At 52.6% G+C, this 13,327-nt stretch carries 15 protein-coding genes; 8 read left to right on the top strand and 7 right to left on the bottom strand.

Annotated elements, in window-relative coordinates:
- Positions 1-73 precede the first annotated feature (73 nt).
- The 3 genes from IM271_RS00490 to IM271_RS00480 form a co-directional block, all read right to left on the bottom strand.
- Positions 74-763 carry a type 1 glutamine amidotransferase domain-containing protein gene (locus tag IM271_RS00490; RefSeq protein ID WP_193030647.1) on the bottom strand — a complete coding sequence of 230 codons (690 nt, stop codon included), beginning with the start codon at positions 761-763 and terminating at the stop codon, positions 74-76.
- A gap of 8 nt (positions 764-771) precedes the next feature.
- Positions 772-1,080, bottom strand: a complete 309-nt coding sequence (locus tag IM271_RS00485) for a superoxide dismutase (protein ID WP_193051962.1) — start codon at positions 1,078-1,080, stop codon at positions 772-774.
- A gap of 184 nt (positions 1,081-1,264) precedes the next feature.
- Positions 1,265-1,648 carry a helix-turn-helix domain-containing protein gene (locus IM271_RS00480; protein WP_150143800.1) on the bottom strand — a complete coding sequence of 128 codons (384 nt, stop codon included), beginning with the start codon at positions 1,646-1,648 and terminating at the stop codon, positions 1,265-1,267.
- Positions 1,649-1,745: 97 nt separating this feature from the next.
- On the opposite strand from IM271_RS00480, the gene IM271_RS00475 reads away from it, so the two are divergent.
- Both IM271_RS00475 and IM271_RS00470 read left to right on the top strand, forming a co-directional pair.
- Complete coding sequence (locus IM271_RS00475) at positions 1,746-2,858, top strand: alkene reductase (RefSeq protein WP_193051961.1); 1,113 nt, start codon at positions 1,746-1,748, stop codon at positions 2,856-2,858.
- A gap of 176 nt (positions 2,859-3,034) precedes the next feature.
- Positions 3,035-3,934, top strand: coding sequence for a LysR substrate-binding domain-containing protein (locus IM271_RS00470; protein WP_028013169.1), 900 nt, complete (start codon positions 3,035-3,037; stop codon positions 3,932-3,934).
- A gap of 36 nt (positions 3,935-3,970) precedes the next feature.
- Here IM271_RS00470 and IM271_RS00465 read toward each other — a convergent pair whose 3' ends face one another.
- Positions 3,971-4,879, bottom strand: a complete 909-nt coding sequence (locus IM271_RS00465; RefSeq protein WP_193051960.1) for a LysR family transcriptional regulator — start codon at positions 4,877-4,879, stop codon at positions 3,971-3,973.
- 212 nt (positions 4,880-5,091) lie between these two features.
- On the opposite strand from IM271_RS00465, the gene IM271_RS00460 reads away from it, so the two are divergent.
- Together IM271_RS00460 and IM271_RS00455 are read left to right on the top strand one after the other, a co-directional pair.
- Complete coding sequence (locus IM271_RS00460) at positions 5,092-6,078, top strand: aldo/keto reductase (protein ID WP_047368559.1); 987 nt, start codon at positions 5,092-5,094, stop codon at positions 6,076-6,078.
- A gap of 46 nt (positions 6,079-6,124) precedes the next feature.
- Complete coding sequence (locus IM271_RS00455; RefSeq protein WP_193051959.1) at positions 6,125-7,318, top strand: aldo/keto reductase; 1,194 nt, start codon at positions 6,125-6,127, stop codon at positions 7,316-7,318.
- A gap of 141 nt (positions 7,319-7,459) precedes the next feature.
- Here the strand turns inward: IM271_RS00455 and IM271_RS00450 are convergent, their stop codons facing one another.
- Positions 7,460-8,497 (bottom strand): aldo/keto reductase, encoded by a 1,038-nt coding sequence (locus IM271_RS00450; RefSeq protein WP_193051958.1) that lies wholly within the window; start codon positions 8,495-8,497, stop codon positions 7,460-7,462.
- A gap of 382 nt (positions 8,498-8,879) precedes the next feature.
- Here IM271_RS00450 and IM271_RS00445 point away from each other — a divergent pair, with 382 nt between their 5' ends.
- Positions 8,880-9,323 (top strand): PACE efflux transporter, encoded by a 444-nt coding sequence (locus IM271_RS00445; protein ID WP_063438008.1) that lies wholly within the window; start codon positions 8,880-8,882, stop codon positions 9,321-9,323.
- 99 nt (positions 9,324-9,422) lie between these two features.
- On the top strand, positions 9,423-9,794 hold the full coding sequence (locus IM271_RS00440) for a VOC family protein (RefSeq protein WP_193051957.1): 372 nt from the start codon (positions 9,423-9,425) through the stop codon (positions 9,792-9,794).
- A gap of 57 nt (positions 9,795-9,851) precedes the next feature.
- Here IM271_RS00440 and IM271_RS00435 read toward each other — a convergent pair whose 3' ends face one another.
- A complete protein-coding gene (locus tag IM271_RS00435; RefSeq protein ID WP_193051956.1) occupies positions 9,852-10,607 on the bottom strand; it encodes a DeoR/GlpR family DNA-binding transcription regulator in 756 nt (251 codons plus the stop codon).
- Positions 10,608-10,693: 86 nt separating this feature from the next.
- Between IM271_RS00435 and IM271_RS00430 the strand changes: the two genes are divergently transcribed.
- Positions 10,694-11,278, top strand: coding sequence for an NUDIX domain-containing protein (locus IM271_RS00430; RefSeq protein ID WP_059357551.1), 585 nt, complete (start codon positions 10,694-10,696; stop codon positions 11,276-11,278).
- Positions 11,279-11,361: 83 nt separating this feature from the next.
- Positions 11,362-12,120, top strand: coding sequence for a trans-aconitate 2-methyltransferase (gene tam / locus IM271_RS00425; protein ID WP_041909967.1), 759 nt, complete (start codon positions 11,362-11,364; stop codon positions 12,118-12,120).
- A 6-nt stretch (positions 12,121-12,126) separates the two neighbouring features.
- Here the strand turns inward: tam and IM271_RS00420 are convergent, their stop codons facing one another.
- Entirely contained in the window at positions 12,127-13,317 is a 1,191-nt protein-coding gene (locus IM271_RS00420; protein ID WP_193051955.1) for a cytochrome c biogenesis protein/redoxin, read from the bottom strand.
- Positions 13,318-13,327: the final 10 nt, after the last annotated feature.

Genomic DNA, 13,327 nt, shown 5'->3' with positions numbered 1-13,327 from the left:
GAAAAAAGGCCGGAACGTTGCTGACGTAAACCGGCCAAAGAGGGTGAGTAACGATGAAAGACAGATGAATGAATTAAGTTGGCTGGCGGAGGGCATTTAACAGCGCCACACCGACACCGTGCGCTGAAGCGGGATTCTGCCCCGTGATAAGGCGACCGTCAGTAACCACATTTTCAGACCAGTTCGGGGCTTCATGATGAAGCGCGCCATGCTCGCGGAGTGCAGTCTCAAGCAGGTAGGGAACCACATCTGTGGTGTGAACTTCTTCCTCTTCCTTGTTGGTAAAGGCCGCCACGTTTTTGCCTTTCACCAGGTATTCGCCGCTGCTGAGCTTTGCGTCAACCAGTGCCGCAGGCCCGTGGCAGACGGCTGAGACAATCCCATCACTTTCATACACTTCGCGGATAATACGCTGGGCATCCTGGCTGTCGCGGAAATCCCACATGGTTCCATGCCCGCCCGCAAAGAAAACGGCGCTGTAATCGGAACCGTTCAGCTCGGATAACGCAGGCGTTGTTGCCAGGCGCTGCTGAAAATCGGTTTCGTTCCAGAACCAGGCGTTGACAGAGTCACTGAGGTCAAATCCATCCACCGGCGGCTGTCCCCCGCGAATGCTGGCTATCGTCGTTTTTAGTCCGGCATCTTCCAGTACTTTCAGCGGATGCGTCAGCTCAGCCAGGAAAAAACCGGTTGGTACACCGGATGCGCCTTTAATCGGATGGCTGGAAACGACACACAGCACGGGTTTATCTGCAGGTTTCATATCGGGCCTCACTCTTTATTTTTAAATTCAGCGGCAAAGAGATTTTCCCATTTAATAAAGGAGCCAAGCGGAATGCACTCAAAGCTTAATAAGCCTGCTTTTGCCAGCGGGAATTCGGCCATTACGTTCATCGCTTCATCGACAGAGTCACATTCAAGAAAAATAGCGACGCCAGGTCTGTCCTGACGGAAGTAGATGTCGCGGATGAAGCCGGATTTATACAATCCCCAGGCGTGCAGTGCTTCAGCGTTAAGGTGTGGAGCATACTTTTCCAGCGATGCTCCAGGTGCGGGGATATCCAGACATAAAATTCGCATAAGTGTCTCTTGTTCTCAGGTTTAAAGGGAAAGAGAGAAGAGTATATGAGCGCCATTTTGAGAAGATTAGATGGCTATTGGCTTAAGCATATTTAGTCTGTACTTAATAATCAGGTGAGGAGTGCGACAGGGTAAATCTATGCCAGACATGTCTGTTCCTGCATCTGTATATGAATAGTCTGGCTTAATCAGTCGAAAACTCGGGCTGGCTTTCATATTCATAACGTGCCTTTTCAACCTCGCCCTGATGAATCAAGGACCAGTCTATAAGTGTCATAACTGGCCCCATTAATGTCCGTCCAAGTGGAGTTAGCTCATATTCAACACGTGGCGGGATCGAAGGGAATACCGTCCGCGATACTAACCCGTCTCGTTCAAGACTTCTCAGTGTTAACGTCAGCATTCTCTGAGAGACCTGACCGATGGTACGTCTGAGTATATTAAACCGCAAAGGTCCCTCGGCAAGATGAGCAATGATTAAGATACTCCACTTATCACCAATCCGACTGAGCAATTCGCGGGTGAAAATATTGCAGGTGGGTGCTGTCCGTTTATCTGACGGTATCATGAATGTGCCTTCTTGCGGGTAAAATAACGGTATGTAATATAGCCCTGGTTACAAAACAAAACGACTCGTTTCTTACTGAGAATAAAGGTACTGCTCCTTGAAAAATGCACCCCTTACGCTTTTATCCCCATATAACATCGGGGAATTGACACTAAAAAATAGAATGGTAATGGCCCCAATGACCCGCAGTCGGGCCGTTACCGGTAATGTACCTAACCCTCTGGCTCCTGTTTACTATGCGCAGCGGGCGCAGGCAGGGTTGATAATATCTGAAGCTACGCAGGTTAGCCGTCAAGGTACCGGATATATAAGAACACCGGGAATATATTCCCTCGCTCAGGTTGAGGCATGGCGTCGCGTAACAGATGCAGTTCATGAAGCCGGGGGAATTATTTTTGCGCAACTGTGGCATGTCGGACGCGTTTCGCATCCTGAGTTCCATGATGGTGTCCTTCCGGTTGCCCCATCTGCAATTAATGCAGAGGCAGACGTTTTTACGTCTACTGGAATAGCACAAACTCCTGTCCCTCGCGCGCTTTTAACAAGTGAAATCGCCGATGTCGTCTCACAGTTTCGTCAGGGTGCTGAAAAAGCTTCTGAAGCCGGTTTCGATGGAGTAGAAATACATGGTAGTTCAGGATATCTCCTTGACCAGTTCCTTCGTGACGGTTCTAACAAACGAGAAGATCATTATGGTGGGACTATTATAAACCGTGCACGTTTTCCTCTGGAGGTCGTCAGTGCAGTGAGCGAAGTGCTCGGCGCCGATCGCGTTGGTTTCAGGGTTGGTCCAAACATGTCGCTACATGGTATGTCTGATTCTTCGCCGGTTGAAACATTCAGTTATTTAGCGACTCAACTCGACGCTATTGGCATCGCCTACCTTCACGTTACCGAAGGTATTGCCGGGCCCGATGCTCCGGTCGCAGGTTCACAGCGGATTGCACCTTATCTTCGTCAGTGTTTCTCGCGAACTTTTATTCTGAATGGTGGATATGATGCTCAGACCGGTGAGGATGCAATTAACAAGGGTGAGGCCGATCTCATCGCCTATGGTGTTCCATTTATTGCCAATCCCGATTTACCCGCAAGATTTGCGTGCGGCAGCGATCTCAACGTTCCGGACCCTGCAACCTTCTATGCGCCGGGACAGAACGATGCGGTGGGCTACACTGACTATCCCGCACTAAACAAAAGTAAAAAAACATAAATACCTTAATCCATTCTGTGCCGTGAATGTCATCTGAATGAGTACAGGTGTATTTCAAAATACGTGGTTAACAGTGGATCGCAGCATCAGTAAAAACGAACTAAAGGGATATTATTGACTTAAGCATCTTTAGGCTGTAGTTAATAATTAAGCAGTAATTGCTTAAGGAACACATTATGAATAACGCCCTGTATAACCAGATACGGATCTTTCAGAGCATTGCACGTGAGGGCAATATTTCGGCAGCCGCAAGAAAACTGGAAATTACGCCTCCCTCCGTCAGCAATGCGCTTAAGCTGCTGGAAGATCATATTGGCCATCCGCTTTTTGTGCGTACGACCCGCCGTATTGAACTGACGGAAACCGGGCAACTGTTGCTGGAACAGACCGCTGCGGCGGTGGAGTCGCTGGAAAATTCGCTTGAAAGCATTCGCGACCAGAATCAGGAGCCCTCTGGTATCGTGCGAATCACGCTCTCGCGTTTTGCCTATCTGTTAATTCTCAAACCTGCAATGGCGGAATTCTGTCAGCAATACCCGGGTATACAGCTGGAAATTTCGGTTTACGACGGTACCGTGAATATCATCGAAGAACGTTTTGATCTTGGGATCCGTTTTGGCGATATCCTCGAGGGTGGGGTGGTAGCGCGGCCGTTAATGAAACCCTTTCGTGAAGGGTTATATGCATCCTCAGCCTATCTCAGCGAGCATGGAACGCCTGAGGTGCCGTCAGATCTCAGTCAACACAAGCTGATTGGCTACCGTTTTATTACTAACAACCGCATCCTTCCGTTGATTCTGAACGATCGCGGAGAGCAGTTGACGGTTGAGATGCCCGGACAGTTAATCAGCAACGATATTGACGTTATGGCAGACGGGATACGTAACGGCCTGGGAATTGGACGTTTGTTTGAACCCATCTGGCAGTTACAGCCGGACAGGGAGCGCTTTATACCCGTGATGGAGAGCTACTGGAAAACCTACCCGCCAGTGTATCTCTATTACCCCAAAAACGCGGGCAAAACGAAAAGAGTGAAGGCCCTGATTGATTTTCTGATATCCGCTACGGGGCGATAAAGACGATAACGCATCGTCCCGTATGGAAGCGCTATTTCACAACCCCAGCGGCCTGGCCTCCTGTATGAACTCAATCAGAAGGCGAAGCCCGGTCGGCAGTTGCCGGCGGCTCGAATAATAGATATAAAAACCTTCCTCCAGCGGGGACCATTCCGTAAGCACCAGGCGGAGCCGTCCATCCTTCACATAGGGTGCAACAAGAGGCTCCGGAAAATACATCAGGCCGGCCCCGCCTAATACGGCCACAAGACCCGTTTCAGCCTGGTTGACCGTCACTGAGCCAGGCACAGTGATTTGGTACGTTTCGCCATCTCGCTCAAGTTCCCAGCGATAGATCCGATCGTCGCCGAGACGATTGCTTATACAGCGATGGTGTAACAAATCATCCGGATGTTCAGGCGTTCCGTAACGTTCAAGGTAGTCGGGGGATGCGGCGATAACCCAGCGAATATCGGCAGATAAACGCCGGGCAACCATGTCTTCCGGGACGGTGCCACCATAGCGGATACCGGCATCGAAGCCCGCATCAGTGACGTCAACCATACGGTTGCTGGCCACAATATCGATTTCAATATCGGGATAGCGATCCATAAACGCGGGCATAACCGGTGCAAGCAAAAGATTGGCCGCTTCAACGGCTGCATTGATGCGGATACGCCCGGTAGGCGTATTACGATACCGGTTAAGCGATTCAAGCGCGCCTTCTATCTTGTCGAAAGGCTGAAGGACAGACTGAACCAGTTCTTCACCTGCAGCCGTAGGGGTAACGCTCTTGGTCGTGCGATTAAGCAGGCGAACCCCGAGCCGGGTTTCCAGTCCCTTCAGGGCATGACTAAGCGCTGATGCACTGACACCTAATTCAATCGCCGCACGGCTGAAACTGCGATGACGTGCAATAGCCAAGAAATAAATGAGATCGGCGACATCAGCTCTGTTTATTTGCATACAGAATCGTTTTCCTTGTGCGTTAAGGACTGAATGCGTTGATACGGAAATGATATACACCATAGACCGACCAGGGCTAATCCGTTGCTGAATTTTTTTCACAAGTCCATCCACTCATCGCCTCTCACTGAACACATTGTGCTTCGTTATTCTTGAAAATTATGCGCTCTGGCCGTCAGTCAGGGCGGAACATTCACCTAACGGAGCCGTGTATGAACTATACGCATCTTGGCCGCACCGGCCTGAAAGTCAGCCGCCTTTGTCTCGGAACCATGAATTTTGGTGATGTCACCGACGAGAAAACCAGCGCCCGCATTCTGGATGAAGCGCTTGAGGCGGGTATCAATTTCATTGATACAGCAGACGTGTATGGCACCGAGCAATCACCCGATATCCAGCAAGGTTCGGGGCTGTCTGAAGAGATTATTGGTCGCTGGCTCCAGCAGGGTGGCCGCCGTGACCGTATCGTTCTGGCGACGAAAGCCTATCAGCCTATGGGACCGGGTCCGAACGATCGCCGTCTTTCTGCTTACCATATTCGCAAGGCCTGCGAGGACAGTTTGCGACGGCTTAAGACCGACCATATTGACGTCTATCAGATGCATCACATCGATCGTTATACACCATGGGAAGAGGTCTGGCAGGCCATGGAACTCCTTGTTCAGCAGGGAAAAGTGCTTTATATCGGTAGCAGCAATTTCGCAGGCTGGGACATTGCGACTGCGCAGTCAGTTGCCACGGCCCGTCATTCCCTGGGCCTGGTTGCTGAGCAAAGTCTCTACAATTTGACTGCCCGAACCGTTGAGCTGGAGGTCATTCCCGCATGCCGTCATTTTGGCCTGGGACTGATTCCCTGGAGTCCACTTGCCGGAGGGTTGCTTGGCGGCGTACTGAAAAAGATGGCAAGCGGGCGCCGTGCAAGGCCCGCGTTTTCCCGTCTAATCGAACAGTATCGTCCGCAGCTGGAAGCCTACGAAGGATTATGTGAGGATCTCGGCGAAACCCCTTCCGATGTGGCGCTTGCCTGGCTCCTGCAGAATCCTGTTGTTACTGCTCCACTTATCGGGCCTCGTACGGTCGAACAACTCCAGCAGGCGCTTCACGCAACGACAATCACGCTATCAGACGACACCATGAGCTGTCTCGACGAAATCTGGCCCGGCCCCGGGGGAGAAGCGCCCCAGGCTTATGCCTGGTAATGACCAAATTAATGAATCCTTTCTTCGCTATAGGGAGTTCCAGTTTATGAGCAAGATGATGCATGACCAGCATTCTGCTTCCGTACCCGCTTCCCGGGATCGTCGCAATTTTCTGATCGCCGGCGCCGGTCTGGCGTTGGCCGCTACCACCCTTGGCAGGAGCGGTGCAGTGATGGCGAACCCGGCTGGTCAGGACTCGTCGAACGCCCCTTCGGATGCTGTTCCCGTCCAGAAGGAGACCTTAACCACGCGTAAACTCGGCTCGCTGGAGGTTTCCAGCATGGGACTGGGCTGTCTGCCTATGGTGGGGTATTACGGCGGTGGTCCGCGCGATCGCAAAGCCATGGTGTCGCTCATCCGGGCCGCCTTCGAACAAGGCATTACGTTCTTTGATACTGCCGAGGTGTATGGTCCCCATCTCAGTGAAGAATTTGTCGGGGAAGCACTGGCCCCCGTTCGCGATCGTGTGGTGATTGCCACTAAGTTCGGTTTCGGCGTGGAGGAGGGGAAGCCAACCTCCCTTAACAGCCATCCTGACCATATTCGCCGTGCCGTAGAGGGCTCGCTAAAGCGTCTTAAAACGGACCATATCGATCTGCTTTATCAGCATCGCCCCGATCCGAATGTGCCGATTGAGGATGTGGCGGAAACCGTGAAAGCGTTGATCCAGGAGGGTAAAGTGAAACACTGGGGGTTGTCGGAAGCGAGTGCCAGGACAATCCGCCGCGCACATGCGGTACTCCCTGTGACTGCAGTACAGAGTGAGTACGCCATGTGGTGGCGTGAACCGGAGACGCGGATATTTCCAACGCTCGAAGAGCTGGGTATCGGCTTTGTACCTTACTGCCCGACCGCCCGGAGTTTCCTTGCCGGGGCAGTCAATCCAGATCAGCGGTTCGACAGCACAGATCGGCGGCATAACCTGCCACGTTTCCATCCCGATGCCCTGGCCAAAAACATGGTACTGCTTGAATTTGCGCAATCATTTGCGCAATCGTGGGCCCGCCGCAAAAACACCACTCCGGTTCAGTTCGCGCTGGCCTGGGTGATGGCACAACGGCCATGGATTGTCCCCATCCCGGGTACGACGCAATATCCGCACCTGATAGAAAATAGCGGTGCACCGCAAGTCCGGTTGACGGACAGCGAGTTACGCGAAATCGATGCAGCGCTTGCCAGGATCCCATTGCAGGGCGGTCGCGCAGATCCGTTTACCGAAAGTCAGTTTGATAAAAGTTAAACGGTGATGGCCACCTTTATACTTACTGTCACAGGGAGACTGTAGGTAAAGTCTCCCGGTTTGGCGATCCGACCCTGACATCACGAGTTGTTCATTGTCACCAACAGCGGGCCCGAACCAACGCCGGGCCAGGGTAGGGCATTAACAGTCCTGTATTGCTGAAGGCGGCGTGAGTGAAGGTGGCGTATCCGGAAGCGGGGGAATGATCCCGTCGACGGGGTGCGGCAGATAGCGAGCCTCGAGTTCCATGATTTCGGCATCGCTAAGTGAAAAGTCCAGCGCGCTGATAGCCGTGGAAAGATGTTCTGGTTTCGTCGCGCCGATGATCGGTGCTGTGATGACCGTTTTTGATAGCAACCAGGCAATTGCAACATGGGCTCTTGGCACATGGTGCTTTTCAGCAATGCTGGCAACAACATCAATAACGGGCTTATCCAGAAGGGCTGCGTTCTCATACATTTTTAACGCAAAGGCATCGTTTTGCGTTCGTCGGGACGTGACACTCCAGTCGCGCGTGAGCCTGCCGCGTGCCATCGGACTCCAGGGGATCACACCAACGCCCTGGTCTTCACACAGGGGCAGCATTTCGCGCTCTTCTTCCCGGTAAAGCAGGTTGTATTGCGGTTGCATCGAAATAAATCGGGTCCAGCCGTTACGCTCTGCCGTATGCTGCATTTTTGCAAAGCGCCAGGCTTCCATAGATGATGCGCCGATGTAACGTACTTTTCCTGATTTAACGAGGTCATTCAGAGCCTCCATGGTCTCTTCAACAGGCGTGGAGTGGTCAAAGCGGTGAATCTGAAAGAGATCCACGTAATCCATGCCTAAGCGCATCAGGCTATCGTCAATAGACTGAAAAATGGCCTTGCGGGAAAGAAACCCGGTATTGGGTGAGTTGCGCCACGGAAAGAAGGTCTTTGTCGCCACAACGATCTCATCGCGTCTGGCCATTTCTCTCAGCGCTTTTCCAGTGATCTCTTCAGAACTTCCGCCCGAGTAGATATTCGCGGTATCAAAAAAATTAATGCCCGCTTCAAGCGCCTGACGAATGAGCGGACGTGACGCCTTTTCATCCAGGGACCAGGGTTGAGGCAAGCGTTCAGGTTCACCATAGCTCATACAACCGAGACAAAGACGGGAGACTTTCAAACCGCTACGACCCAGATTCACATACTCCATTCTGTGTTCCTTCTTTTATTGCCAGCAATTCTGTATGTGACAGGGTATTGCACTGACATGAAGGGAACCAGCATGCGCCATCGAATGGTGTTGTGAGTTTTTTTCACAGATAGGCGTAATCGTCAGTGGGTTTTACATACAAACTGCGTGGCCAACGGTGAATCCTCAAGACTGAGGAGGGATACCTCCCGAGGCACAGCAACATTCTTATTTAACATAATATACATTATGCGCACCAACGTAATGCCAGTCAAAATCTGCCTTTCTACGGTCGTGATTGCCCCTGGTCATTGATAGCTTGTGAAATCCCAACTTCTACGTTTATCCAATGTTAAAAGACGTTTGATATACTCCTGGCTTTGACCACCGCTGCTGTAGACTTATGGAAATCGAACTCAATAAAAGCTTCAAAGAAAGGATTTTCCACGCTGTCATTTTTGAAGTGACGGCCAACGTTATCATCGCTCTGTCTCTTGCGTGGCTGATGAACGTTTCGGTACTCCAGTCGGGTTCGTTGTCGGTGATATCTGCACTTACCGCAACGGTCTGGAATTTTGTCTTCAATAAGTTCTTTGACTCCCTTCAGAAAAAACATCAGTTTCAACGAACGTTTCTCGTTCGCGCCATCCATGCAGTTGGGTTTGAAACGGGCCTTATCATCTCCTTAATCCCTGTGGCCATGTTCATGCTGAATTTGACGATCGCGGAGGCATTTTTTGTTGAGATTGGCCTTGTACTGTTTTTCCTGCCATACACGATGCTTTTTAACTGGCTCTATGATTATCTGCGTTGGACATTCGTAGGAAGTAAACGGTCTGCTGTGTAGCGAGTATTGATATCGGTCACATTCGCAAGCCCTTGATCGTGTTGGACTCCACTCTCTTTCTATACTTCTCATTTCACCATCACTTTTGAGGAGTCCATAATGTTTGATCATGTAAAATTCGGCGTCAGCGATTATGAGAGAAGTAAAACCTTCTTCCTCATGTCGCTTCAACCGCTCGGTGTCGAACTCGTCGATGAAGGCTCTCCTGACTATGGCGTCGAAATGAGTTCCGGCGATGTTTCTCTTTGCCTTTTTCAGTCGAATGATAAACCCGCTCCGCTTCATCTGGCCTTTGTGGCCACGACACGCCAGCAGGTTGATGATTTTTACCATGCCGCGCTGCGCGCAGGCGGACGCGACAATGGCGCACCGGGATTACGCTCCTACGGTAAAAATTACTATGCCGCATTTGTCATTGCGCCTGATGGTCATAATATCGAAGCGGTATGCCATGCCCCCGAAGAAAGATAACTTAATTTCACTCGCTTGCGAGTACCCGCGCCAGCCAGTTTTCTGGCTGGCTCGCGCTCAAGCCAATACGACCGATACCCCTTTTTCCGATACCGCATTGACCCAGCCGCGGTCGGTATCGCCTTCGACGACAATCGTATTCGCCAGCGCCACATCGCCAATAACAAATGATGACGCCGTATTTATTTTTTCCGGCGACACCAGGACAACCGTCTCGGCGGCTCTGCCGGAAAATGCACGTTTGATGCACGCCTCTTCGAAATCTCCTGTCGTCAGCCCTGCTTCCGGATGGATACCGGTCACGCCCATAAAGAACAGATCCGCATGAATGTTTTCGATTCCTTCGATGGCCGCCGCGCCGACGGCGACAATCGAGTGTTTATACAAACGGCCGCCGATCAGAATCACCTCAATAAAAGGATGATTAATAAGCCCCAGGGCAATGCTCGGACTGTGCGTCACCACGGTAATACGCAGGTCATGCGGTAAAAAGGCGATCAGTTCTGAGGTGGTCGTTCCGCCGTCAACGATCACCACCTGGCCCGAAGAAATCAGCTGCGCCCCCTTCTGCGCCACTTTTCTCTTGGCATCCATTTTAACGGACTGTCGTTCCGCGAAAGGCACAGTAGCGGAAGACGACGGCAGCGCGCCGCCGTGAACCCGCTGTAAACGCCCTTCTGCCGCCAGCTCGCGCAAATCGCGTCGGATGGTATCTTCAGAGACGTCGAAGAGAACGCTAAGCGCTTTTGACTGGACTTGACCTTCGGCACCGAGCTTTTCAAGGATCAACTGTTTTCGCTGACTGGTGAGCATGATGTATTCCTGATGTTGCATGTTTAATCTTGAAAATGCACGATAGTGCTGGTATTGATAGTTACTCTACGTAAGGAGGACGAAACGTGCAATCAAAACGTGCAGATGTGCGCATCATTGACAGTGAAACCCTGTCCGATAACTGGTACTTACTTAAAAAATATACCTTTGACCTGCAAAGACGCGATGGCGAATGGCAGCGGCAAACGCGTGAAGTTTATGACCGGGGGAACGGCGCCACGATCCTGCTCTACAACCGTGACCAAAAAACGGTGATTCTGACCCGCCAGTTCCGCTTCCCGGTCTTTATTAATGGCCATGAGGACAATCTGATTGAGGCAGCGGCCGGCCTGCTTGATAACATGGATCCGGAAAGCCGCATTAAAGCAGAGGCGGAAGAAGAGACCGGGTTTAACGTGTCGAGCGTGCAGAAAATCTTTGAAGCCTACATGAGCCCAGGCTCCGTCACGGAGAAACTCTATTTCTATATTGCCGAGTATCAGCCGAAGGACAAAACCAGCGCAGGCGGCGGTATCAAAGCGGAGGGCGAAGATATCGACGTGCTGGAAATGCCCTTTGAAGAGGCCTTGCGGGGAATTGATACGGGCAAAATCGTCGACGGAAAAACCATCATGCTGCTCTACCATATTGCACTGAAAGGCATTCTGTAACCTGCCGCTCGCCCGACGCCTGTCCCGGTGCAGGTGTCGGCCTGTGCTATCCTTGCTGAAACACGCAAAACGGAGATCTGAAGATGGCCGACTGGAACCCTTCGCTTTATCTGCAATACGGCGCTGAACGAACGCGCCCTGCCGCCGAGCTGCTTGCCAGAATTCCCCTGAGTGACGTTGCCACCATTGCCGATTTGGGCTGCGGGCCGGGAAACAGCACCGCGCTGTTGCAGCATCGCTGGCCAAAAGCGCAGATTGTCGGCGTCGATAACTCACCGGCTATGCTGGAAGAGGCGCGCAGCGCACTGCCCGACTGTCAGTTCGTTGAGGCCGATATCCGCCAGTTCAGGCCAGGCCAGCCGTTGAACCTCATCTATGCGAACGCATCCCTACAGTGGATACCTGACCATTACGATCTCCTGCCGCATCTGGCGTCACTGCTCACGCTCAATGGCGTGCTGGCGATCCAGATGCCGGACAACTGGCTTGAGCCCACGCATGTGGCGATGCGTGAAGTGGCGCTGGAGCAAGGCTACCCGGACCGTGGCCGCGAGCCGCTGCCTGGCGTGCATGCCTATTACGATATCCTGTCGGAGGCCGGCTGCGATGTGGATATCTGGCGGACAACCTATTTCCATAAAATGAGTTCGCACCAGGCCATTATTGACTGGGTCAGCGCGACCGGTTTGCGCCCGTGGCTCCAGGAACTGAACGAGAGCGAGCAGCAACGTTTCCTGAAACGCTACCATGAACTGCTGGAAGAGCAGTATCCGCTCCAGGAAAACGGGCAGATACTGCTGGCTTTTCCTCGACTGTTTATGGTTGCCCAGCGTCAGCCCTGAATGGCGCTATGAACGGGCCTCTTTGAGCAGCTGCTGGATAACCTTTTCCTGCTGCTCATAATTCCCTTCGCCAAACGAGGTATAGCGTAGCTGACCTTTAGCATCGAAATAGTAGTGCGCGGGCCAGTACTGGTTGCCGAAAGCGTTCCAGATCTGATAGTTGTTGTCCGTCACAACCCGGTACGGCAGCTGCCATTTATTTACCGCGTTTTTCACCGAGGCGATCGGTTTCTCCCAGGGGTATTCAGGCGTGTGTACCCCTATGACGACCAGGCCCTGAGACTGGTATTTTGTTGCCCAGTCGCGCACGTGCGGAAGCGTATGCTGGCAGTTAATGCAGTCCCAGGTCCAGAAATCGATCAGTACCACCTTCCCGCGCAGTGATTCAGACGTGACAGGGTCACCATTTACCCACCCTGTTCCACCGCTTAACGAAGGCAGCTGGCTGCTGGGCTCGGTCATGACGACCGGTTGAAGCTTCGCCGGTTGCGCGGCGGGCTTTGCCAGATTCAGCAGCGCGGTTTCAAGACGATCCGCGACGCCGTTTGCGCCTTGCAGAACAGACGTCATCCCCGTTGCGTTAAAGACAACGGCCGCTAACATCACCACGCCTGCTCCCTGACGTAACTTTTCCATCAGCGCCGATCTTGCTCTCAGCGGCGCCATCAGCGTGCGGCCTCCGAAAACGAGCAGGCCCAGCATCAGCGCGCAGCCGCTACCATAGGCGGCCAGCAAGGCTCCTGTGGCAATGGCCGAGTGTCCGGCAATATTGATGCTGAAAATGGCGCCCAGAATCGGTCCCGCGCAGGGAGACCAGAGCAGCCCGACGGCAAGCCCGGCCAGAAAAGCCGATGCCATACCACGCGTTTGCCCGCTTCGGGTGTTGAGGACATTTCCCGCGCAGACTGCCGGCCCGGCGATACGCTGGGCAAAGACCGGAAAAATTAAGGCCAGCGCGGCCGTGGCCAGGACGATAAGCGCGATCCAGCGCCCGACGATAGTTGCCTCTGCTATCCACTCGCTGGCGACGGTGACGACCATCGCCACCAGGGTGAACATGACGATCATCCCCGCGAGCAGCGCCAGAATATGTCGCCGCTGCCCCTGAAAACCGGCGAACAGGAGAGGAATTACCGGGAGCGTACATGGACTGAGCAGGCTTATCATCCCGCCCAGGAAAGCAATTATCAGAAACATAGACACCTCA

Origin of the sequence: Enterobacter cloacae complex sp. I3 (assembly GCF_014896175.1) — a bacterium.
GTDB classification, from domain to species: Bacteria; Pseudomonadota; Gammaproteobacteria; order Enterobacterales; family Enterobacteriaceae; genus Enterobacter; species Enterobacter bugandensis.
This window is presented reverse-complemented; position numbering and strand designations above follow the sequence as displayed.